This is a genomic window from Stenotrophomonas sp. NA06056 (assembly GCF_013364355.1).
GTDB lineage: Bacteria > Pseudomonadota > Gammaproteobacteria > Xanthomonadales > Xanthomonadaceae > Stenotrophomonas.
In genome coordinates this window covers 1,677,405-1,699,433 of sequence record NZ_CP054931.1, presented here as the reverse complement: position 1 = coordinate 1,699,433, position 22,029 = coordinate 1,677,405, and the positions used below count along the sequence as shown (strand labels likewise).

At 65.6% G+C, this 22,029-nt stretch carries 22 protein-coding genes and 7 tRNA genes; 11 read left to right on the top strand and 18 right to left on the bottom strand.

The window, feature by feature from the left end; all coding sequences use genetic code 11:
• Positions 1 to 181 precede the first annotated feature (181 nt).
• The 7 genes from HUT07_RS07555 to HUT07_RS07525 all read left to right on the top strand — a co-directional run bounded on the left by HUT07_RS07555 (position 182) and on the right by HUT07_RS07525 (position 1,558).
• Complete coding sequence (locus HUT07_RS07555) at positions 182 to 580, top strand: heavy metal-responsive transcriptional regulator (protein ID WP_176020405.1); 399 nt, start codon at positions 182 to 184, stop codon at positions 578 to 580.
• A 144-nt stretch (positions 581 to 724) separates the two neighbouring features.
• Positions 725 to 800 (top strand) — tRNA-Ala (locus HUT07_RS07550).
• Between the two features lie 53 nt (positions 801 to 853).
• Positions 854 to 929: transfer RNA gene (locus tag HUT07_RS07545), tRNA-Glu, on the top strand.
• A gap of 183 nt (positions 930 to 1,112) precedes the next feature.
• Positions 1,113 to 1,188: transfer RNA gene (locus HUT07_RS07540), tRNA-Ala, on the top strand.
• Between the two features lie 49 nt (positions 1,189 to 1,237).
• Positions 1,238 to 1,313: transfer RNA gene (locus HUT07_RS07535), tRNA-Glu, on the top strand.
• A 44-nt stretch (positions 1,314 to 1,357) separates the two neighbouring features.
• A tRNA-Ala gene (locus HUT07_RS07530) sits at positions 1,358 to 1,433 on the top strand.
• A 49-nt stretch (positions 1,434 to 1,482) separates the two neighbouring features.
• A tRNA-Glu gene (locus HUT07_RS07525) sits at positions 1,483 to 1,558 on the top strand.
• 63 nt (positions 1,559 to 1,621) lie between these two features.
• Here HUT07_RS07525 and HUT07_RS07520 read toward each other — a convergent pair.
• The gene (locus HUT07_RS07520; RefSeq protein ID WP_176020404.1) at positions 1,622 to 2,038 is read right to left on the bottom strand and encodes a GNAT family N-acetyltransferase; all 417 of its coding nucleotides are present in this window, start codon (positions 2,036 to 2,038) and stop codon (positions 1,622 to 1,624) included.
• A 78-nt stretch (positions 2,039 to 2,116) separates the two neighbouring features.
• Between HUT07_RS07520 and HUT07_RS07515 the strand changes: the two genes are divergently transcribed.
• Complete coding sequence (locus tag HUT07_RS07515) at positions 2,117 to 3,073, top strand: SOS response-associated peptidase family protein (RefSeq protein WP_176020403.1); 957 nt, start codon at positions 2,117 to 2,119, stop codon at positions 3,071 to 3,073.
• A gap of 9 nt (positions 3,074 to 3,082) precedes the next feature.
• Here the strand turns inward: HUT07_RS07515 and HUT07_RS07510 are convergent, their stop codons facing one another.
• Positions 3,083 to 3,463, bottom strand: coding sequence for a response regulator (locus tag HUT07_RS07510; protein WP_176020402.1), 381 nt, complete (start codon positions 3,461 to 3,463; stop codon positions 3,083 to 3,085).
• A 139-nt stretch (positions 3,464 to 3,602) separates the two neighbouring features.
• Between HUT07_RS07510 and HUT07_RS07505 the strand changes: the two genes are divergently transcribed.
• Positions 3,603 to 3,688 (top strand) — tRNA-Leu (locus tag HUT07_RS07505).
• A gap of 145 nt (positions 3,689 to 3,833) precedes the next feature.
• Here the strand turns inward: HUT07_RS07505 and HUT07_RS07500 are convergent.
• Together HUT07_RS07500 and HUT07_RS07495 are read right to left on the bottom strand one after the other, a co-directional pair.
• Positions 3,834 to 5,675, bottom strand: a complete 1,842-nt coding sequence (locus tag HUT07_RS07500; protein WP_176020401.1) for a methyl-accepting chemotaxis protein — start codon at positions 5,673 to 5,675, stop codon at positions 3,834 to 3,836.
• A 255-nt stretch (positions 5,676 to 5,930) separates the two neighbouring features.
• Positions 5,931 to 6,224 (bottom strand): hypothetical protein, encoded by a 294-nt coding sequence (locus HUT07_RS07495; protein ID WP_176020400.1) that lies wholly within the window; start codon positions 6,222 to 6,224, stop codon positions 5,931 to 5,933.
• A 160-nt stretch (positions 6,225 to 6,384) separates the two neighbouring features.
• On the opposite strand from HUT07_RS07495, the gene HUT07_RS07490 reads away from it, so the two are divergent.
• On the top strand, positions 6,385 to 7,473 hold the full coding sequence (locus HUT07_RS07490) for a DUF5694 domain-containing protein (RefSeq protein ID WP_176020399.1): 1,089 nt from the start codon (positions 6,385 to 6,387) through the stop codon (positions 7,471 to 7,473).
• A 30-nt stretch (positions 7,474 to 7,503) separates the two neighbouring features.
• On the opposite strand, the gene HUT07_RS07485 is transcribed toward HUT07_RS07490, so the two are convergent.
• From HUT07_RS07485 to HUT07_RS07440, 10 genes are all read right to left on the bottom strand, one after another.
• Entirely contained in the window at positions 7,504 to 7,743 is a 240-nt protein-coding gene (locus HUT07_RS07485) for a hypothetical protein (RefSeq protein ID WP_176020398.1), read from the bottom strand.
• 64 nt (positions 7,744 to 7,807) lie between these two features.
• On the bottom strand, positions 7,808 to 10,000 hold the full coding sequence (locus tag HUT07_RS07480; RefSeq protein WP_176020397.1) for a PAS domain S-box protein: 2,193 nt from the start codon (positions 9,998 to 10,000) through the stop codon (positions 7,808 to 7,810).
• A gap of 203 nt (positions 10,001 to 10,203) precedes the next feature.
• Positions 10,204 to 12,597 carry a Tex family protein gene (locus HUT07_RS07475; RefSeq protein ID WP_176020396.1) on the bottom strand — a complete coding sequence of 798 codons (2,394 nt, stop codon included), beginning with the start codon at positions 12,595 to 12,597 and terminating at the stop codon, positions 10,204 to 10,206.
• A gap of 206 nt (positions 12,598 to 12,803) precedes the next feature.
• A complete protein-coding gene (locus HUT07_RS07470) occupies positions 12,804 to 13,019 on the bottom strand; it encodes a hypothetical protein (RefSeq protein ID WP_025879252.1) in 216 nt (71 codons plus the stop codon).
• A gap of 766 nt (positions 13,020 to 13,785) precedes the next feature.
• The gene (locus tag HUT07_RS07465) at positions 13,786 to 14,238 is read right to left on the bottom strand and encodes a hypothetical protein (protein WP_049467519.1); all 453 of its coding nucleotides are present in this window, start codon (positions 14,236 to 14,238) and stop codon (positions 13,786 to 13,788) included.
• Positions 14,235 to 14,438 carry a PspC domain-containing protein gene (locus tag HUT07_RS07460; RefSeq protein WP_176020395.1) on the bottom strand — a complete coding sequence of 68 codons (204 nt, stop codon included), beginning with the start codon at positions 14,436 to 14,438 and terminating at the stop codon, positions 14,235 to 14,237. Before HUT07_RS07460 ends, HUT07_RS07465 begins: the two co-directional genes overlap by 4 nt.
• Positions 14,439 to 14,504: 66 nt before the next feature.
• Positions 14,505 to 14,873 (bottom strand): YfeK family protein, encoded by a 369-nt coding sequence (locus HUT07_RS07455; protein ID WP_176020394.1) that lies wholly within the window; start codon positions 14,871 to 14,873, stop codon positions 14,505 to 14,507.
• Positions 14,870 to 15,937, bottom strand: a complete 1,068-nt coding sequence (locus HUT07_RS07450) for a class III poly(R)-hydroxyalkanoic acid synthase subunit PhaC (protein ID WP_176020393.1) — start codon at positions 15,935 to 15,937, stop codon at positions 14,870 to 14,872. The genes HUT07_RS07455 and HUT07_RS07450 overlap by 4 nt, the downstream gene beginning before the upstream one ends.
• A 3-nt stretch (positions 15,938 to 15,940) precedes the next feature.
• Positions 15,941 to 17,014 carry a class III poly(R)-hydroxyalkanoic acid synthase subunit PhaE gene (phaE, locus tag HUT07_RS07445; RefSeq protein ID WP_176020392.1) on the bottom strand — a complete coding sequence of 358 codons (1,074 nt, stop codon included), beginning with the start codon at positions 17,012 to 17,014 and terminating at the stop codon, positions 15,941 to 15,943.
• Between the two features lie 22 nt (positions 17,015 to 17,036).
• Positions 17,037 to 17,651, bottom strand: coding sequence for a phosphatidylcholine/phosphatidylserine synthase (locus tag HUT07_RS07440; protein ID WP_025879258.1), 615 nt, complete (start codon positions 17,649 to 17,651; stop codon positions 17,037 to 17,039).
• A 345-nt stretch (positions 17,652 to 17,996) separates the two neighbouring features.
• Here HUT07_RS07440 and HUT07_RS07435 point away from each other — a divergent pair, with 345 nt between their 5' ends.
• Positions 17,997 to 18,647, top strand: a complete 651-nt coding sequence (locus tag HUT07_RS07435; protein WP_176020391.1) for a class I SAM-dependent methyltransferase — start codon at positions 17,997 to 17,999, stop codon at positions 18,645 to 18,647.
• 89 nt (positions 18,648 to 18,736) lie between these two features.
• Here HUT07_RS07435 and HUT07_RS07430 read toward each other — a convergent pair whose 3' ends face one another.
• From HUT07_RS07430 to HUT07_RS07415, 4 genes are all read right to left on the bottom strand, one after another.
• A complete protein-coding gene (locus tag HUT07_RS07430; RefSeq protein WP_176020390.1) occupies positions 18,737 to 20,101 on the bottom strand; it encodes an MATE family efflux transporter in 1,365 nt (454 codons plus the stop codon).
• A 115-nt stretch (positions 20,102 to 20,216) separates the two neighbouring features.
• On the bottom strand, positions 20,217 to 20,846 hold the full coding sequence (locus HUT07_RS07425) for a DUF2239 family protein (RefSeq protein ID WP_176020389.1): 630 nt from the start codon (positions 20,844 to 20,846) through the stop codon (positions 20,217 to 20,219).
• 124 nt (positions 20,847 to 20,970) lie between these two features.
• Entirely contained in the window at positions 20,971 to 21,459 is a 489-nt protein-coding gene (locus HUT07_RS07420; protein WP_176020388.1) for an 8-oxo-dGTP diphosphatase, read from the bottom strand.
• A 40-nt stretch (positions 21,460 to 21,499) separates the two neighbouring features.
• Positions 21,500 to 22,012, bottom strand: coding sequence for a DUF1249 domain-containing protein (locus HUT07_RS07415; protein WP_176020387.1), 513 nt, complete (start codon positions 22,010 to 22,012; stop codon positions 21,500 to 21,502).
• Positions 22,013 to 22,029 lie beyond the last annotated feature (17 nt).

Below are 22,029 nucleotides of genomic sequence, written 5' to 3'. Positions count from 1 at the left end.
CCCACCTCCTCTTCCGGTTCAGGCCGTCGAGCGGCCAGTTCAGGCGAAGGGTAGGAAGTGCTTGCCCCCGGGGGCTATGAAGAAAGTTGCAAAGTGTGCTGAATAGGGGACGCCGACAAAGCCTTGACTCTGGACCAGACTCAAGGGATGACTATGCACGGCAGGTCCCAAGGAGTCCGCCGTGAACATTGGTCAGTTGGCACGCCAGGCTGGCGTCCCCATCGACACCGTCCGCTACTACGAACGTCAGCAGCTGCTGCCCACCGCGGCGCGCTCGGCAGGCGGCTACCGCATCTTCGGTGAGCAGGATCTGCGACGTCTTCGCTTCATCCGTCGGGCAAAGGCATTGGGCTTCAGTCTCGACGAGATCGGTGAACTGCTTTCTCTCAGCGACCATCCTCCGCAGGACATGGGCAGCGTGCGTGACACCGCACGGATTCGACTGCAGGACATTGAACTGCGGATGGCGGAGCTGCAGCGCATGCATGGCGCGCTCTCCCAGCTGGTCGATGCCTGCCCTGGACACGGCACGCTCGACCAGTGCCCGATCCTGGCCGCGCTGACCGGTGAAGAGCGCTGAACCCTGGGTGTCGGTGACAACGCATGTGCTGTCCCATCTGCGGAAAACGCAGCTGCGCCATCGCGCGCACTGCGTGAAGAAAAGTGCAACAAAGCGCTTGCCAACCCCCGGGGGCACAGCTATTATTTCGCTCCTCAGCGACGTGGGGCCATAGCTCAGCTGGGAGAGCGCCTGCATGGCATGCAGGAGGTCAGCGGTTCGATCCCGCTTGGCTCCACCATACTTTCGGCATTAGGCCGTCGAAAGGTCGCAAAGAACATTGATGAGATCTGCGTCCCCATCGTCTAGAGGCCTAGGACATCACCCTTTCACGGTGGCGACCGGGGTTCGAATCCCCGTGGGGACGCCACTCATCATGAACAACGAGGACCCGGCCGATAACCGGGTCTTTTTTGTTCACCGCCCACCGGCATTCAGGTTGTGGCGTCGAAACGCTCCCTGCCCTTGCGGCAATGAACGATTCGATGAAAAAGCTTTAAAAAAAGCTTCCACAAATGTGAACAGGCAGGTATGATAGGCGGCTCGGTAACACGGGGCCATAGCTCAGCTGGGAGAGCGCCTGCATGGCATGCAGGAGGTCAGCGGTTCGATCCCGCTTGGCTCCACCACTTTCGACATTAGGCCGTCGAGAGTTCTACAACTTGAAGTTTTTCGTGCGTCCCCATCGTCTAGAGGCCTAGGACATCACCCTTTCACGGTGGCGACCGGGGTTCGAATCCCCGTGGGGACGCCAGTTTCAAAGAGGACCCTGCTCCCAGCAGGAATCCGAAGTTTCATGGGGCCATAGCTCAGCTGGGAGAGCGCCTGCATGGCATGCAGGAGGTCAGCGGTTCGATCCCGCTTGGCTCCACCACTTTCGGCATTAGGCCGTCGAAAGTTCTACAACTTGAAGTTTTTCGTGCGTCCCCATCGTCTAGAGGCCTAGGACATCACCCTTTCACGGTGGCGACCGGGGTTCGAATCCCCGTGGGGACGCCAATCTTTGAAACCCCGGCTTCGGCCGGGGTTTTTCTTTGCCTGCGATTCTGCGGTGACAGCATCTCAGAACCGGCGATACATGCCGATCGATGCGGGCGCAGTCGGCGCAAAGCCAAACTGCGCATATAGCCGATGCGCTTCGCCATCGGCCAACAGACTCACATACGCCGACGGCGGCAGGTTGCCCTGCATCCAGTCGCTCAGACGCTGCATCACCGCCTTGCCAAGACCCTGACCCTGCAGGCGGGGCAACACGGCGATATCGCAGACCTGCAGGTGGCAACCGCCATCGCCGATGATCCGGCCCATCGCTACCAGTTCGCTGCCCTGGTAAGCGCAGACACCGAAGATGGTGTTGGGCAACGCCCGCGTCGCCGCCTCACGGGTCTTTGCGCTGAGGCCCGCCACTGCGCGCAGCTGGCAGTAGTCTTCGACCGTCGGCACCGCCTCGCGGAACTGGATCGTCTCTGGATCATTCATGCAACGTCTCCTGGAAGGTCGAGCTATCCTGCCGCATCCTCGTCGCAGCCGCTGCGACCCATCTTCCGGCAGAGTCCCATGTGCTATTCCGCTCTGATCCGCGCCGACTACGCCAAGCTGGTGCGTGAGTTCGGCGCCGTCCTCTCCCTGGAGGAATTCGCCGAACTCTATGCGCATGATCCCGGCAAGAAACGGCCGAAAACGCCGAAGGCCATGGACGACGGATTTGCAGGCGCGCGCACCGAACTGGGCCGCGACATCGTGGCGAAGATCCAGCAATGGCATGCACAGGAGCGGCAGCAGCTGCAGGCCGAGCTGGAGCGGCAGCTTGAACGTCGCGACATTGCCAATGCGACCCTGGCCACCCGGCCCACGCAGAAGGCACGCAATGACCTGCGTGTTGCCGGCAACCGCATCGACCGCGCGCAGGCCCGGCTGGACGACCTGCATCGGGAACAGCTGCTGCCACGCGACAACCGTATTTTTCCCGGCACCTATGCTCCGGTGATGGTCAGCGAAAATGGTCGGCGCGTGATCAAGCCCATGCGCTATCAATGCCGGCTGCCGGACAAGCCCGCCCGCAACGATGTGCTCTACCCGGGCACCTACAATGCGCGGCGGGACAGCCTGGAAGGCTATTGGCGCGGCGCTTTCGGGCTGCGCCATGGCGTGGTGGTGGTACAGGCTTTCTACGAGCACGTACCTCGCCACGCCATTGCCGGCCGCACCCTGCACAATGACGAGAAGGTACAGGATGTCGTGCTGGAGTTCCGGCCGGATCCACCGCGCGACCTGTTGCTGGCCTGCCTGTGGGCCGAATGGGAGGGTCCGGAAGGGCGCCTGCTGTCTTTCGCCACCATCACCGATGGACCGTCAATCGATGTCGCCGCTGCCGGCCATGATCGTGGCGTACTACCGATCCGCGCCGAGCATCTGGACACCTGGCTCAACCCGGACCCCGACAATCTGGCGGCGCAGTACGCCATCCTCGACGATCGCGAGGACATCCATTACGTCCATGAGGAAGCCGCCTGAGCGGTTGGATCAGGCGTTGGCGCTGGAACGCCCGACAGCGCGAACCAGGGCCTTGGACAGTTCCGCCGACAGATACGGCTTGATCAGCAGCACACCCAACTGCATCGCGACCGGCAGTTGTTCAGCGGCCATGCCGGTGGCGAGCACGAACGGCACACCACGCGCGGTCAGTGCCGCCGCAACCGGTTCACTGGTTTCGTTATGGGCCAACCGGTAATCCAGCAGGGCCACGTCAGGGGCGGCCTCTTCCAGCAGGCGCAGCGCCTCGGCAACGGTCGCGGCCAAGCCAACGACCAGAGCGCCGGACTGCACCAGCTGCATCTGCAGCAAGGCCGCACTCATCTCGTCGTTTTCAACTACCAGCACCCGCAGGTCCTGCAACGCTGACATAGGCTATCGCTCCCGTGCCTGTTAAGCCTTCACAGTATAGCCAGCAGCTGGCCGATGCCGACAATTTCAAGCCATTTCAGCTCCGTTCGTGCGCACCTCTATGAACACCGGCCGAGCTCGGGTACACTAGCCCGCTGCTGCCGGTGTGGCGGAATGGTATACGCAGCTGACTCAAAATCAGCCGGGGGTGACCCCATGAAGGTTCGAGTCCTTTCACCGGCACCACGATCAAAGGCCAGGTCTACGACCCGGCCTTTGTCGTTTCCGGACTTGCCCTGCTCGACCGCCGCCGCCGCCGACACTCACCCGCAGCTGCATGGCGACCAAGGCGAAAACCGCGCCGCCCCATAGGCCGGCGCGGTTCGGCGCGCTACACCACCCGCAGCGCCGGCGCATGCACGCCATGGCTATGCCCTGCACCGGGCCCCGCATGCACACGGAACCCAGCCACTGTCTGCAGCAGCTGCGAGGACTGCTCCTCCATGCTGCGTGCGGCCGCTGAGGCCTCTTCCACCAGCGCCGCATTCTGCTGCGTGCCCTGGTCGATCAGATCCACCGCGTGGTTCATCTGCTGGATGTCGTCGCTCTGCTGTTGCGCAGCGGCGCTGATCTCGGTCATCAGATCACTGACCCGGCGCACGTCGACCACGATCTCGTCCATGGTCCGCCCTGCACTCTCGACCTGCGCCGTCCCGGCGCCGACGTTGGCAACCGACGCATCGATCAGCTGCTTGATTTCCTTCGCCGCACCCGCCGAGCGCTGCGAGAGTTCGCGGATCTCGGTGGCGACCACGGCGAAACCACGCCCATGCTCACCGGCACGCGCCGCTTCCACGGCCGCGTTCAGTGCCAGGATGTTGGTCTGGAACGCAATGCCATCGATTACACCGATGATGTCGACGATGCGACGCGAGGAGGCGTTGATCACCGCCATCGTCGAAACCACTTCGTGCACCACCTGGCCACCGCGTGCGGCCACATCGGCGGCGCCACCCGCCAGCTGGCTGGCCTGGCGCGCGTTGGTCGCGGTGCGCTGCACAGTCTCGGCCAGACCCTTCATCGACACTGCGGTTTCTTCCAGGGATGCCGCCTGCTGTTCGGTGCGCTGGGACAGGTCGTTGTTGCCTTCGGCGATCTCGCTCGCGCCGACCGCAATGGTGTCCGCTGCGAACTTGATCTGGCCAATGATTCCGGCCATTGCTTCGACCAGCGCGTTGACGCCACCGCACAACTCGGCGATCAGGCCAGTCTTGTCGGCCATGGCGATGCTCCGGGTCAGGTCGCCCTCCTTCGCCGACGCCACCACCTCGCGCGTCTGTGCCACGGCGCGCTGCATGGCCTGGCTTTCATGCACCTGCGCGGTGATGTCGGTGGCGTACTTGACGACCTTGAACGGCCGTCCGCCGGCATCGAGAATCGGGTTGTACGATGCTTGGATCCATACTTCGCGCCCCCCTTTGCCCAGCCGCCGATACTGGCCTGCGTCGTACTCGCCGGCACCGAGCTTTTCCCAGAACCGGCGATACTCGGCACTGGCCCGGTAGTCGGTCTCGACGAACAGCGAATGATGCTGGCCACGCACCTCTTCCAACGTATAGCCGGTGGCGGCCAGGAAGTTCGCATTGGCCGTCAGGATGCGGCCATCCATGCTGAACTCGATCACCGCCTGCGATTTGTCGATGGCCGCCAGTTGCCCCGCCGACTCGGCCGCCTGCTGCTTCTGCGCGGTGATGTCGGTTGCAAACTTGACCACCTTGTACGGTCTCCCGTGCTGGTCAAGCACCGGGTTGTAGGACGCCTGGATCCATATCTCGCGCCCACCCTTGCCGAAGCGCTGGTACTGCCCTGCATCGAATTCACCGCGACCCAACCGCGCCCAGAAGTCACGGTATCCGTTACTGCGCGCGTGTTCGGGATCGACGAACAGGGAGTGATGCCGGCCCTGGATCTCATCCAGGCGATAGCCCACTGCCTGCAGGAAGTTGTCATTGGCCTGCAGAATGGTGCCGTCGAGGGCGAACTCGATGACCGCCTGCACCCGATGCAGTGCGGCAACCTGGGCCTCGAGCTCGACGTGCCGCCGGTGCTGTTCGGCCACCTCGGTGGCGCGACGCTGCCTGCCCAACACTCCCTGCAGCGCGCGCAAGGGAGACCAACGGGTGAGCACTTCGGCCGGCGCGTGAGCACCTTCCATGGAGCCTGAAATAAGCATCGTCTGATCCTCGGTGTCCGGGTAGCGGTTGCGACCCGCCGGGCGGGATGCCCGGCGGCAACTTCGATTGCCTGGGACGTGCAGACGCCGGAAGGCGTCACTCGAGCGACTGGCAGAAACAGTAAGGCAGCTGCGATCATCATCAAACAGCGGCGGAGCACACAGCACGGGCCGCCTATCGGAGGCAGCCTCGGGTCCGGCAGCAGGAGCCAGCAGCGGGCTCCAGAGATGGTAGCGGCAGGGTTGCCGGCAACTTTAGGGGGCCAACCCCTGGTCGGCAGCGCGCCGCAGAAGCCAGCGCAGCAGCAGGGTGGCCAGCACCGCCGGCAGGTAGCCCAGACTGCCGCAGACGACCAGCAGGGAGGGTTCCACCAGTGGCCCGCCGCCACCGAGGAACCAGTTGCGGGTCGCCAGGATGTACAACGCGAACGGCACCAGCAGCAACGGCGCCAGCCGCAACAACAGCCATCGCCATCTGGCCGGCCCGACCCAGCCGGCCACGGCACCCAACACGGCACCTGCGGCTACGATGGTGGCGATTTCATCCATGGCGCGCTTCCAAAAGTCTTCCAGACACCATTCTGGACCAGCGCCGGCGGAAAGGGATGCAGCAGGCGCGCAGAAGGTTGAAATGACCATCGGGACATCCTTTGCCGACACACTGCCGGCAGCATGCGCTGCACTGACTGGATTTTCCTTTGGAGGCACCATGTCTCGACGCCTGAGCGCCATCATCTTCCTCAGTCTGTGCAGTGCCGGCGCAGTGGCCAGCGACGCAGGGTTCCGTCCCAGCTTCCATCCCGACCAGCTGAAGGGACCGCCCGCCGGTCGTCGCAATGAAGTGCTGGTGCTTGGGACGGCACATCTGTCAGGGCTGCCAAAGACCTTCGAGCCGGCCATGCTTGAGCCGTTGCTGCAGCGTTTGGCCGGTTGGCGCCCGGAGGCGATTGCCACCGAGGACCTGTCCGGCCTGCAATGCGACTTCATGCGTCGCAATCCCGGCCGCTATGCCGAAAGCGTTGAAACCTACTGCTTCGACACCCATGCGGCCCACATGGCCACCGGCCTCGACGTGCCCAGCGCCAACGTCGAGATGGGGCGCCTGCTGTCGGCGTGGCCGGCAAGCCCGACCGCAGCGCAGCGTCGGCACCTGGCCGCGGTGTTCCTGGCCGCTGGTGAGCGCGGATCGGCACAGGTGCAATGGCTGCGTCTGCCTGTGCAGGACCGGATCGCCGACGATGGCCTCGATGCCGCGCTGGTCGAGATTCTCGACAAGAGCCTGACCCGCCGCAATGAAACCAACCTGGTCGCGGCAGTCCTCGCTGCCCGGCTGGGGCTGGAACGCCTGTGGGCGGTGGACGACCACACCGCCGATTCGCCCACCCCGCCGGAGGACGAGAAGGCGGCAGGCGAAGCGATCATGAAGGCCTGGGACAACCCGCAGGCAAACGCACGGCGGGAAGCCGACAAGCCGCTGTATGCCAACCTCGGCAAGGCCGATGGTGTGCTGGACCTGTACCGCGCCTACAACCGCCCCGGCGTCGGGCTGCAGGCCTACCAGGCGGACTTCGGCGCCGCGCTGGCAGAGCCCTCCCCGCAGGGCTTTGGTCGCAACTACGTGGGCTACTGGGAAACCCGCAACCTGCGCATGGTCGCCAACATCCGCGAAGTGCTGGGTCAGCAGCCGGGAACGCGCCTGCTGGCCATCGTTGGCGCTTCGCACAAAGGCTATTACGAGGCCTACCTCAACATGATGCACGACGTGCAACTGGTGGATGCCGAGGTGGTGCTGCGCTGAGGCCCGCACCTGATCACTGTGGCAGTACCGCTACCGGCGTTGCTGCGCATCACGACGCGCGGCTCGCCAGATCGTCACGCTGGCAGCGACGATGCAGCCCAGCGTGACCAGCAGCATCACCACCACGCCCCACTGCACCACGGGGACCAGCATCCGGGCCTGCTGATCGCTGCGCAGCTGCTCCAGCCGCAGCCAGCCGGAGAGCGCCAGGGACCAGCCAACAATGGCCGGCGCATAGGCACGAACTGCACTCAGGTTCCAGGACGTCATTTCGTTTGCCTGCGAAGGTGGGGCGTTGGCGCAGTATTCGCCGCGCCCCTCTCACAGGCTGAGATCAGCCGTCGCTGCCGTCCGTCGGGGGACCGCCGGGCAGTTCACTGGCTTCGCCCTGCACCTGCACGTTGTTGCGGCCCATCGCCTTGGCCCGATAGCACTGGGCATCCGCGGCGGCAACGGCCTGGTCCACGCTCATGCCGGCGGCAAGCGGCGCAATGCCGATGCTGGCACCGATCCGCAGCCGGTGCTGGTCCCACGGAATGGACAGGTTGGACAGGGTATGCAGCAGCTCACCACCGATGCGGGCCGCTCGCCGCGGGCTGCAGCCGGACAGGATCACCGCGAATTCGTCACCGCCCAGGCGCGCCACCACATCCGAATCGCGGACACCATGACGCAGCACGCTGGCCACGGCCCACAGCACTGCATCGCCGGCCAGATGGCCAAAGGTATCGTTGATCGGCTTGAACCGGTCCAGGTCGATGTACATCAGCGAAGCCGCCTGGCCCGTCCGCTCGACCCGGGTGATCGCCTGTTGCAGGTGCGCCTCGAAGCCACGCCGGTTGCCCAGTTCGGTCAACGGATCCATCTCGGCCAGGTGCCGCGCCTCACGCTGTCGGGCGCGCTGTTGCGTGTCATCGCGCAGTACCCACACGGCGCCGCGCACATGCCCCTCGTCGTCACGCAGCCAGGCCCGGGTCAGGTCCACCGGTACTGTCGTCGCGCCCATCCGCAGCAGCAGATCAGCATGCAGATCCACCGCATTGCCGTCCGGATCCAGCAGCACCGCGACATCCAGCAACGACTGCGGGGCATATTCGGTGGTCAGCGCCAACACATCCTGCACGTTGTGGCCGGCAAGCGACAGCGCGCCATCGCCGGCAAGCAGGCGCACCGCAGCCGCATTGGCATATTCAATACGGCCATCCAACGCGACGCTGAGGACCAGGTCGGCGACGGCATCGAGGGTGATGCGGCTGCGCTGCTCGCTTTCGAACAAGCGCTGCTCGCTGCTGCGCTGGGCGCTGACATCCTGGATCTGCGACACGAAATGCAGCGGCTCACCGCGCTCATTGCGTACCAGCGATACCGACAGCCGCGCCCAGATGGTGTTGCCATCACGGCCCACGTAGCGCTTTTCAAGGTGATAGTGGGTGCGTCGCCCCGCCAGCAGATCCTGCACCAGGGCCAGGTCGGTCTGCAGATCGGCCGGATGGGTCAACCGCTGGAAATCGACCTGCAGCAGCTCCTCACGCGGATAGCCCAGAATGCGGCACAGCGCATCGTTGACGTCCAGCCAGCGCCCTTCCAGCGACACCAGCGCCATGCCCAGCGCCGCCGAAGTGAAGGCACCGGCGAACTTGTCTGCCGCAAGGCGGGCCTCGGCGCGTGCCTGCAGGATCTCGGTGATGTCGATGGCCATGCCGACGTAGCCGATGCGCTCGCCATCTGTGCCATCCATGCGGCTGATCGACAGGCGCACCTGGCGGCGCTGCCCATCCTTGCGCAGGAACGTCCATTGCCGCGAAAACGTCTGTCCCTGTGCCTGCGCGGTCAATGCCTGGAAGATGGTTGGCGCCCTGCCTTGTGCATCAGCCAGCGGCGCCAGATAGGCAGCCATTTCATCTGGATCATGGAAGATGCCGGGATTGGCGTGTCCCAACACCTCTTCGGCGCGGTAGCCGAGCAGGCGCTCGGCGCCGGTATTGAACAATGTGATGATGCCGTCGGTGTCGGTAGCGATCACCGCCACTTCGTCGGATGCATCCACCACCGCCTGCAGGCGCTGCCGCATCTCGGCCGCATCCTGGCGCGCCTGCTGCAGTTCGGTGACGTCGGCATGGGCGCCGGCCATCCATAGCGGCCTGCCCTGCCCGTCCCACTCGAATACCCGGCCGCGATCGTGGATCCAGATCCATTCACCGTTCTTGTGGCGCATCCGCAACAGGCAGACGTAGTGGTCACTGCGGCCATCGAAGTGGTCCTGCAGGGCTGCATCGGACAGCGCCAGATCATCTGGATGGACCAGCGCGATGAAGGTCTTCTGGCAGATGGGTTCCAGCTCGTCCAGCCGGTAGCCGACGATCTCGGCCCAGCGTTCGTTGACCCGCATCTGTCCGCTCTGGACGTTCCATTCCCAGGTGCCGGCCGCAGTGCCCTCGATGATCATCGCCAGACGACGACGCTCCTCGGCCAGTTCCTGCAGCCGGCGTTCCAGCAGTGCGTTGGCGCTGTTGCCGTGATCGGCCATCAGCCGCCTCCCCTGCAGACGCAGCTGCCCGCAGGCCGTGGCGCGGTGCCACAGCGGTCACGGAACAAGGCAGACGGTGCTGACGGCATGGCCTCCCCAGCGGCAGCGGGGCCCCAAGCCCCCCTTCCAGCGCAAGTGTGCGCATTGCCGGGGAACATCGACAAGTCCCCCATCCGGGCCGCGCCGGGAGGGGGACGGCAGACTCAGCTGCGCTTGGCCCGGGCGAACGCCTCGGCCAGGGCATTGTTGGCGGGCGGCGAAGCCTGTGCCGGGCGCCCACCACTGCCCTGGTTGCGGCCTTGGCCACGCCCCTGCCCGGGGTTGCCAGCGTCGCGACGCGGCGGCTGACCCTGGCTGCGTTCGTCACGGCTGCCCGGGCGGCTGGTGGCCTGGCCGGGCGTATCGTCCAGACGACGGGTCAGGGCGATCCGCTTGCGCGGCACATCCACCTCCAGCACCTTCACCTTGACGATGTCGCCGGCCTTGACCACGTCGCGCGGATCTTTCACGTAGGTGTCCGACAGCGCCGAGATGTGGATCAGGCCATCCTGGTGCACGCCGATATCGACGAACGCACCGAATGCGGCCACGTTGCTGACCACTCCCTCCAGCACCATGCCCTCGCGCAGGTCCTTGATGTCCTCGACGCCATCGGCGAAACGGGCGGCCTTGAATTCCGGGCGCGGATCACGGCCAGGCTTTTCCAGTTCCTTGAGGATGTCGCGCACAGTCGGCACACCGAATGTCTCGTCGGTGAACTGCTCGGCCTTCAACCCGCGCAGGAAACTGCCGTCGCCGATCAACGCCTTGATCGGACGCGCGGTGCTGGCCACGATGCGCTCGACCACCGGGTAGGCTTCCGGATGCACCGACGACGCATCCAGCGGCTGATCGCCATCGGCGATACGCAGGAAGCCCGCACATTGTTCGAACGTCTTCTCGCCCAATCGCGACACCTTCAAGAGGTCCTTGCGACGCTTGAACGGACCGTTGTCATCGCGGTGGCGCACGATGTTCTCGGCCACCGTCGACGACAGGCCCGACACGCGCGACAGCAGTGCCGCCGACGCCGTGTTGACGTACACGCCAACGGCGTTCACGCAGTCCTCCACGCGCGCATCCAGCGCACGCGCCAGGCGGTACTGATCCACATCGTGCTGGTACTGCCCCACGCCGATCGCTTTCGGCTCGATCTTCACCAGCTCGGCCAGCGGGTCCTGCAGACGGCGGGCAATCGATACTGCGCCACGAATCGACACGTCCAGGTCAGGGAACTCTTTGGCCGCCGTTTCCGACGCCGAGTACACCGACGCCCCGGCTTCACTGACCACGATTTTCTGCGGTGCGTTGTCGCCCAGGGCCTTGATGGCTTCACCCGCCAGCTTGTCGGTCTCGCGGCTGGCAGTACCGTTGCCGATCGCGATCAGCTGTACGTTGTGCTTGGCACACAGCTGCTTGATCGTCTGCAGCGACTGATCCCACTGCCGGCGGGGTTCATGCGGGTAGATGGTATCGGTGGCGACCAGCTTGCCGGTGGCGTCGACCACGGCGATCTTGCAGCCGGTGCGGATGCCCGGGTCCAGTCCCAGCACGCTTTTCGGGCCGGCCGGCGCGGCCAGCAGCAGATCCTTGAGGTTGTCGCCGAACACTGCGATGGCTTCGGCCTCAGCCTTCTCGCGGGCCTGGTTGAACAGGTCCAGCAGCAGATGCATATGCAGCTTGGCCCGCCAGGTCAGGCGGCAGGCATCCAGCAGCCAGCGATCACCCGGACGCCCCGCATCGCGAATGCCGGCGTTGTGCGCCACCCGCCCTTCGGCGTACTGATGTCCCGCCTCCGCATCCTTGCCCGGGTCCAGTTCCAGGAACAGGATCTCCTCGCGGCGCGCGCGGAACAGCGCCAGCAACCGGTGCGAGGGGATCTTCGCCAGCGACTCGGCGTGTTCGAAATAATCGCGGTACTTGGCGCCCTCGGTTTCCTTGCCTTCGGCAACGCGGGCACGGATCACGCCCTGCTCGCTCAACCAGCTGCGCAGTTCACCCACCAGCGTGGCGTCCTCACCCCAGCGCTCCATCAGGATCGCGCGGGCCCCTTCCAGCGCGGCCTTGGTATCGGCTACGCCCTTGTCGGCATCCACGAAGGTGGCGGCAAAGACCTGAGGGTCCTGCGTCGGATCGCCCAGCAGGCCGTCGGCCAGCGGCTCCAGCCCGGCTTCACGCGCGATCTGCGCGCGGGTGCGACGCTTGGGCTTGTACGGCAGGTACAGATCTTCCAGCCGGCTCTTGGTGTCGGCAGCGAGGATCTCGTTGCGCAGCTCGTCGCTGAGCTTGCCCTGCTCGCCGATGCTGGTCAGCACCGCAGCACGGCGGTCTTCCAGCTCGCGCAGGTAGGTCAGGCGTGTTTCCAGGTTGCGCAGCTGGGTGTCGTCCAGACCGCCGGTGACTTCCTTGCGGTAGCGGGCGATGAACGGAACGCTGGCGCCTTCATCGAGCAGACCGACGGCGGCGCTGACCTGGGCGGTCTGGGCACCGATTTCATCGGCGATGGTCTGGGCGATCTGCTGAGCGATCTGGCGCTGGGCGTGCTTGGCGTCGTGCATTGTTTCCGGCCTGGGCCGCATTGCGGGAAAGGCTCATTCTTGCAATGCGCGGGCGGCAGGGACAAGGCGTTGACAGAACGGCGGTTCAGGCGGCGGGTCCGGATCGGACGCCGGCATCCTGGCAAGGGGGGCTCGGACGGGCCCCGGGCTGGGATGCCGGCGCGGACGCGCGATGGTGGGGCGCGTCCTGCCGCGTAGTGCGAAGGTCAGCGGTAGTGGCGGGCGGCACGCTGCATGACGATGTCGTCACGCAGGCTCTCCAGCGCCATCAAGCGGACCTTGCCGACACCCTGCAGTTCCATGAACCGCTCCGTGTAGAACTCCGGCCCCAGCGCGGTATCGGCGCGGGATTTGCTGAAGCCGTAGGGCACCACGCCCTTCTCGCCATCCTTGCTACCACCGACATAAAGAACGATTGCCATGTGATGTATTCCTCCAAATTGCTACTGCGTACTGCACACGATGAGCGGTACTTGCGAGCTCATCAGGGTAGAGCTTACCGCGACCAAGCTGACTGGAACGTCACGAAGACTAATGACGATCGGTTGCATGCAGATGACTGCGGGATCGCAGCAGAATGCTTACGGATCTTTAACTTCCGGCTAACGAATGGAGGGATTTCCAGCCAACGGCGCAGCCCCTCGTGGGTGGGTGTGGTTGGTCGCGGAATGCAACAGCCGGATTGCTGGGGGCTGGCCGGGTGGGTAGGCATTGCGGGGACGCCGTGAACCCATCCTTGGGGGCTTGGCCGCGGCATCCATGCCGCGGACACCCCGCAATGCCTACCCACCCGGCCGCTGACAGGTTCCTGGTGCCTGCCGCCACCCACGGAGAAGAAAAAGAAGATCAAAAGCAAAAGCGGCCTGGCTGGCCGCTTCCTGTAGAGCCGAGCCCACGCTCGGCTGCGTTCAAGCCAGTCCGCGAAGCCGAGCGCAGGCTCGGCTCTACACGAGCAAGCGCAGCGCGCGACCTGCTTCTGCTGTTCTTTTTCTTTTCCGTGGCTGGACGCGCCGAGAAACTGTCAGGGGTCGGGCGGGGTGGGTTCGCGGGACCGTTGGCGCCATGGATGGCGCCATCGAGCCCCCAGGGATGGGTTTACGGCGTGTCCCGCGAACCCACCCCGCCCGGCCCAATCACATGAATCGCTCTACGCGACCACCCACGAGGGGCTGCGCCGTTGGCTGGAAACTACGGCCACCAGCCATGCCCGAACCGCGCGTAATGATCCGCCGCGCGCTCGAACGGATTGCGTGCACTCACCCCACCACACAGCAGGTACACCGGCAGGTACAACGGCCCCAGCACCAGGTACTGGTACACGTGTGCGCGCTCATGGTCATCCAGCCGGATCAACGGCTCCACGCCCCACCCCGCCTGATGCGCGTAGGTACGGCAGCACATGCCCAGGTCGTGACCGGTGTGCAGGATCACGTTGCCCAGGGTGATCGCTCCGCCCGGGCCCCACGGCCAATGGTCGAAAACCACCGCGCAGTCTCGACCGCTCCAGCGCATCTTCGCGCCCCCCAGCAGCCCGGCCAGACCGCCAAGCAGGCCGATCAGGGTATTGGGCACAGTCCACAGCGCGCCCAGCACCTGCAGCGCGCGCAGCCAGATCGGCCAGGGCCGGGACGCGGCGTTCAATCGGCCTCGTTGGGGATCAGCAGCCACAGCAGCAGGTAGACCAGGATGCCCGGGAAGGCGGCCGACGCCAGCGAGATCACCACGTACAGCACCCGTACCAAGGTGGGGTTCCAGCCGAAACGATGGGCGATGCCGCCCATCACCCCGGCAATCATGCGGTCGTTCAGCGAACGCGACAGGGTGCGCGGCACAGCGTTCATGGCGGCGTCTCCTCGGGAATCAGAAAGAGCAGTCGAGCGTGGCTCGACTCTACACCCGGCTCATGTCTACGGCGTGCGTTGGCGCAACGCCTGCAGGCGGGCGCCGAACCAGGCCGCAGAGGTCTGCTCGGACTGGCCGGGGCAGCGGATCCGGTACGCCTTGCCACTCATGCTGCTCTGGCTCGCCGCACGCTCGATGAACTGCTCAGCGGTGTCCACCATGTCCTTCTTCAGCAGGTAGTCGTACTTGCGCTGCAGGTGGGCGCGCGCATCGGCGGGACCGTACCAGCTGCCATTGCGCTGGAACTGGCACTGGGAGCCGTCAAGGCTGCCGATCAGCTGCGCGATCTCGCGGCGCGCATCGGCGCTCGGCGCGGCGCCTGCAATGCCCGGAGCAAAGGCCAGCGCGAGCGCGACCAGGGGGAAGTACTTCACGGCGTGCGTTCCTTCAGCCAGTTGTCGATGGTCGCCGGCACTTCGCGCTGCGCGCGGCCGGAGACGTAGATACCAATATGCCCACCGCGGAAACTGGATTCGGTGTAGTCCTGCGTACCCAGCCGGACGCGCATCGCGCGTGATGCATCCGGTGGCACCAGATGGTCCTGCTCGGCATAGATGTTCAGCACCGGCAGCGTCACTTGCGACAGATCCACCGCCTCTTCGCCTATCTTCACCGTGCCGTTCATCAGGCCATTGCCCTGGTAGAACTGCTTGATGAACTCACGGAAGGCCTCGCCCGCCAGATCGGGTGAGTCGAAGATCCACTTTTCCATGCGAAGGAAATCTTCCAGCGCGGCCTTGTCATCGAGGATGTCGAGCAGACCCACGTACTTCTGCACGTTCAGGCGGAACGGCTTGAGCATCAGGTAGCTGGCATTCATCAGGTCGGCCGGAATGTTGCCCAGCGTGTCCACCAGCAGATCCACGTCCACCTGCTGCGCCCAGTGCGACAACATGTTGTCGGCGGTCTGGAAATCGACCGGGGTGACCATGGTGATCAGATTGCCCAGCTTCTGCCGGCGCAGCGCGGCGTAGCACAGCGCGAACACGCCGCCCTGGCAGATGCCCAGCATGTCGACCGGGCCTCCACTGCGTGCGCGCAGCGCATCCACCGCACCATCGATGTAGCGCAGCAGGTAATCCTCAAGCGTCTGGTAGCGCTCGGAACGATCCGGATAGCCCCAGTCCAGCACGTACACGTCCTGGCCCAGCGCAAGCAGCTTCTGCACCAGTGAGCGATCGGCCTGCAGGTCGACCATGTATGGGCGGTTGACCAGTGCGTAAACGATCAGCAGCGGCGTGCGCCGGACCGGTGCGCTCTCGCCGACGAAGCGATACAGCACCACCTTGCCATCGCGCCAGACTTCCTCGCGGGCGGTAGCGCCGTAGTCGACATCCTCCACCTGCGGCAACAGCTTCAACCCTTCCATCAGCTTGCGCTGCATGGCCAGGGTCTCCTGCATCAGGTCATCGGCATTGAAGCCCAGCGGTCCTTTCATGGCTTACGACCTCCGCGTGGTGGTGCGGGAGGTGGCCTTCTTCGCTGGCGCCTTCTTCGCGGCAGTTTTCTTCGCTGGCGCCTTCTTCGCAGCTGTTTTCTTCGCAGCAGGCTTGCGCGCCACGGGCTTCACCCTGGCAGGCGCGGGCTGCGCCACCGGATCAACCGCGTCGGTACCCGCAAGCGCCGCCACCTGGGCCTGCAGCCGGCGCAGATTGCGCTCAAGCTCGGCGATACGGCGGTGGGCGGCATCCATCTCGGTGCGGGTCGGCAGGCCGATGCGTTCACTCATCTGTTCCACCTCGCGTTGCAGCCCCGCGCGCAGGCGCATCTGCGCATTGCCCAGCGCGGCATAGATCTGCTGGAAAGGGGCAGACATGGCGACCTTGGCGTAAGCCTCCTCGGCCACTTCGATCCACAGATCGAACATCGCCCGCGCGCTGGTCAGCTGGCTGCCCGGTTGCTCATGCTCGGCCAGACGCTGCTCGAACAGGTCGAACGCTTCTTCCAGCGCCTGCTTGATCTGCTCGACATAGGCCTGCGAGTGATACTGGTACTCCTCCTGGGCGCGCAGCAGGGCCTGCCACCGCGCCTGGTGCTCGCGGCCGGGCCCGAACGCCGGGCTCTGCAGCCAAGGACCGGCCAGCGTCTGCAACTGCTGGAACCACGCGGTGAACTCTGGCGGAGCAGCGCCGGCATGGGTGCTGCCTCGGGCTCCCTGCAGCATCCATCGCAGCATGCCGTCACCCTGCCCCTTCACTGCTTCACGCCAGGCCTGGGCCACCTCGGCACTGCTGGCATCGCGGCCGGCAAAGCGTGCAGCCACTTCCTGCATGGTGCCGTACCAGCTGCCTGCCTGTTCGCGGAACCGCCGCACGGCCTCTTCCGGCGCGACCGCACCGGTCTCGGGCAGCAGTTGCCCCCACCAGTCGAACAGGCGCTTCCAGCTGCCCGGGTCGTCGCCAGCAGGCGCTCCCGGCACAGTCGCATGGCGCAGCGCATCACCCCAGGCGCCGAAATACTGCCGGGCGAGGTTTTCGAAATCGCTGCTGCCGGCGTCGTTGGCCGAGTTGGTCATCGCGCTCCTCCGCAGGACGGGGTCATGGCTTGGGAATGCGCAGAGTCTTGCTGATCATCAGCGACCCGGACAAGGCGAACAGCAGCACCAGCGGGTGCAGCTGCCAAGGGCCGATCTGCCACTGGCCCAGCCACAGGTCGTGGCCGATGGCATCGGTGCCGGCAGCGATCGCCAGCACGATCACCAGCGCCAGGCTGGTGGGAATCGGCGTTCCCTCGAAGTACTTCACCTTGCCTTCGTCACCGCTCATGGCCTCGGCGGTCACGTTGTAGCGGGCCAGGCGGCTGACGCCGCAGCAGACGAAGTAGCTCAGCACCAGCCAATCCCAGCCCCCCTGCATGCCACAGGCATAGGCCAGCGCGGCGGGTGCGACACCGAAGGAAATCACGTCCGACAACGAGTCGAGCTCGCGGCCCAAGGTCGAACTGGACTTGCGCCAGCGCGCGATGCGCCCGTCCAGTGCATCGAAAATGAAAGCCAGCGGGATCAGCGCCATGCCGAACAGCAGATAGCCGCGCTCGCCATCCTGCAGGAATCGCATCGCGGCAAACACCGCGCCGGTGCCGCAGAAAGCGTTGGCGAGGGTAAACCAGTCCGCCAGATGGAACTCGCGCAGCATCGAGAAGTGACGTTTCATGAAGTCTCACGGGGCATCAAGGCCCACAGGGTACCGCGAGCGCTGCCAACGGCAACAGCGTGGGCTGCCCCTGTCCTTCACCCGTCACTCACCGATCCTCACCAGCGGTGAATTTTTCGCCACCCATCTTGACAGCCTAGGGGGGTGGCGCCTGTCAGCGCTTATCCACAAAGTTGCCCACGCGTAATCCACACCCCCTGTGGACAAGTGGTTCTCACCGACTGCGACGGTGGACATTTCCTCATCACCTCAAGCCGGGGTTTCCCTACTTCCCAAGCTGATCGGCTGGCGCTATGGTCTGCGGCGGACCCGCCGCCGCCACGTCCGACTCCTTACCGACGGACGATGTTGATGCTGGATGCACGCACCCTGGCCGCGCAGCTGCGGCAGCCCCATGGCGATGCCGCGCTGGCCGTGGGCGAATCTATGAACCGCAGCAACGGCGCCCTGAACCTGGCCGCGATCGGCCTGCTGGCGGTGAAGGCGGGCGAACGGATTCTGGAGATCGGCCCCGGCAATGCAGCATTCGCGCCCGAACTGCTGCGGGCCGCGGGCAGCCATTACCTCGGTGTCGAGCTTTCCCTTGCCATGGTTGAAGCCGGCAACCGGCGGCTGGCCAGCGCTGGCTTGACCGATCGCGCCATGATGCGCCACGGCGATGCCCACGCCCTGCCAGCCGGCGATGCCTCGGTGGATGCGGCGTTGGCGGTCAACACCCTGTACTTCTGGCCCAATCTTGCCCCGGTGCTGGATGAACTGGCACGGGTGCTGCACCGCGGTGGCCGCCTTTGCCTTGCCTTTGGCGATGCGACCTTCATGCGCAGCCTGCCCTTTGCCGCCGATTTCCAGCTGCATGAACTGGACGCCGTGGAGCTGGCACTGCGCGTATCCGGGTTCAGCCTCTCGGCCTGGCGCAGCCATCTGGAAACCGCGCCCGGCAATGATGGGCAGGCGCGGGAGAAACATTTCCATCTGTTGCTGGCGCATCGGCGCTGATTTTCGCCGGATGCAATCCGACCACGTGGTAGAGCCGGCCGCAGGCAGGCTTGCCACGGCCGTTCCGGTTTGCCGACCAGCGGCCGGTACTACCCACCTTGCGTCCGTCGCCGCCAACGCGCGAAACAGAGCACCTGCAGCACCAGCATCGCCAGCAATCCCAGCGGCCACGCCCACCACACTCCGGCCAGCCCGTGGCGCGCCTGCAGCCACATCGCCAGCGGCAGCTCCAGCAGCAACACGGCCGCCATGCCCAGCAAGGCCGGCAGCAGCACGGTCCCGCTGCCCCGCATTACCCCGACCAGCACCGCGGTACCTCCCATCGCCAGCACGCCCCACACCACCGTGCGCAACTGCAGCGTGGCCAACCCGCGTACTTCTGGCGCGGCCAGGATCAGGCCGGTCAACCAGGGCGCCAGCAGTGTCACCAGCACTACCACAACCGTCAGCACCGCCAGCCCAAGCAACACACCGGTGCGGGCGATGGCCGGCAACCGCGCCGTACGTCCAGCGCCCATCGCATGCGCGGCCAGGATGGTGGCGGTGATGCCCAGTGACATCGCCGGCAACTGCACCCAGCTCATCAGCTGGTTGACCGCGCCATAGGCCGCCGTGGCCGTGTAGCCGTAACGGTTGATCCAGCCCAGCAGCACGATCTCGGCAATGGCCAGGCTGAGCATCTGCAGTGATGACGGTACGCCGATGCGCAGCATCGAACGAATGATCTTGCCATCGAAGCGGATTGCACCCCACAGTTCATGGCCCGGTGCCAGCGGATGCCCCAGACGATGCCAGCGCCACAGCAGCCAGGCCAGTGCCAGCAGTGAGGCGAACGCCGCCGACATTGCGGCACTGGACGCGCCCAACTGTGGCAGGCCACCCCAGCCCAGGATCAGCAGCGGTGTGCACAGCAGGCCGATCACGGTGGCCAGCAACAACGCCTGCAGTGGCGTCTTCGCATCGCCCACCGCGCGGCTCACGGCGGTGGCCAGCCACAGCAGGAAGAACGCTGGCGCCCCCAGCAGCAGCACGCGTGCGTAGACGATGGACTCGGCGAGGATCGGCGCTGGTGTGCCCAGTGCCGCCAGCAGCTGCGGCGTAAAGATGCCGCCCAGCGCCATTACCAGCAGTGACAGCAGCAGCGACAGCGCCACCGCACTGCCGGCCACGGCGCGCACCTGTTGCGGCCGGCCTGCACCCCAGGCCTGGCCGATCAGCACCATCGCGCCCGTCGCCAGGCCCATGACCAGGGCCAGCAGCAGGAAGAAGACCGGGAAGAACGCGGCGGCCGCCGCCACCGCCTGCGTACCCAGCAGATGGCCGAGATAGACATTGTCCAGTGTTCCGGCGGCCAGCTGCAGCGCATTGGTCAGCAGCATCGGCAGCAGCAGGGCCAGATAGGTACGCCACAGCGCTGGGGCAGCCGGAGGTGTCGAGTGTGCAGGAGTGCTCATGGAATTCTCTGGGCAACGCGCCGCCCTGCCCGGCATTTCCGCCAGCAAAGCAAGCACAAGGGGAACGGGCCATGGCCCGCGATCAGATGACGCTGTCGCTCAGCGACGGTGTGGGTCAGTCGTCCGTACGATCTGGCGGCACGTCAAACGCCAGTCGCAGGGCATGCTCGCGCACGTGCTCGGGCCAGCGCTGCAACGCTGTTTCCAGGCCAGCGCGGTCGTGCGCGAACAGCATACGGATAGCCTCCTCGAAGCCCGGCAGGTCACCGGCGATGGTCTGCAGGAAGTGATAGGCGCGCTCGGCATCACGACGCTGCCGGTCCTTCTGGGCACCGGTGCGGCCGGCCGCTTCCACCAGCCTGCGCAGAACCACGGAAGCTCCACCCGGCTGTTCGGCCAACCACGTCCAGTGGCGTGGCAGCAGCGTTACTTCTCGTGCGACCACGCCCAGCTTCGGGCGGCCGCGGCCACGCGGGGCTGCAGGCGCATCTTCAACAATCGCTTCGGCGTCCGCCTCCACGGCCGTTGGATACCCTTCGGCCACGCGTGCCAGCAACTGCGCGTCACTGCCACGGGTATCGAAATCCCGGGTACGGCCGGTGGCGTTGTCGAACACCAGCAGCGGACCTCCGGCGTTGTCGGCGCGCAGCTGTTTGAGTGCCAGCGCGGCGATCTCCGCAGTGCCGGAAGCAACCAGGCGATAGCCGTCGAAACAGCTGAAGGGGGGCAGTCGGGACACGGGCATGGCAATGGCATCAGGGGCGATGCGCGAATATTGCCCGGGTAATTTGTCTTCGTCAATATTACCCGGGCATTAATTCATCGGGAGAGTGCGCCAATCCCGGGTGTCACCCACCCAGTGCCCCGGGTCACAGCCGGCTGTAAGACCAGCTCACCATGCGCCCGTCCTTGTACGGCATCACCCCGTGAAACGGGCGCGGGTCGGCATCGAACACCAGCGGCAGGAAGTTGCGGTCGCCCTCCCACATCGGCAGCTGGTCCAGCTTGTCCACGTCCACCCACTCCAGGGTGCCTTCGTGATTGCCACCGTGCGGGGCACCTTCGAAGCTGTCGATGACAAAGACGAAGCCCAGCCAGTCTTCCCCGTGCTTGCCGAAGCCCGGCCAGCTGAGGGTGCCGCGCAGGCGCATGGCGGTGCAGTCGATGCCGGCCTCTTCCTGGATCTCGCGACGCATGCTGGCGGCCACGTCCTCGTCCGCCTCGATCTTGCCGCCCAGCCCGTTGTACTTGCCCAGATGGTGGTCACCGGGACGGGTGTTGCGGTGGATCATCAGCACCTGGCGACGATCGGGCGAGAGCACATAGCCCAGGGTGGCGACGATCGGGGTATACGGCATGTGCGAATCCGGCGGCGGGTCAGCCGTGGATTATGGCCGATCAGCGCACCAGCGACAGGCGACGGTCACCGGCACCCGCGGCGTTGCCGTCAGGGTCACGGCGCAGGGTGGCCACGCCATGGCCGCGCTCGGCCAGATATTCCAGCCACTTGCCCAGGAAGGTGTTCATCCGCATGCGATGGCTGATCAGCTCGGCCGGCGGCGGGTACAGGCCCATGGTGTCCTGCCAGCGGCGACCGACGTAGCAGTGGGTGGTCTCGGCCTGGCGCGCGTCGCGGTACAGGCGGACGAAGGCCGATGGATCCGGTTCACCGGTCACGGGGTCGGCGAGGTCATAGGTCAGGCGCAGTTCCACCGTGTAGCGGTGGCACTCGATCACATCCAGGCGCACGTCCAGGCCATCGCCCACCGAAGATACGTAGCTCCCCGCCACCAGTTCGGCTGGAGCGAACAAGCGCACCAGGTGGCGGTAGTTCTCTGCGTACAGCCCCATCAGCCAGCTCAACCGGCTGAGGCGGGGAATGCGCTCGGTACGGGGCAATGCTCGGGCCATGGGCTGATCCTACACGT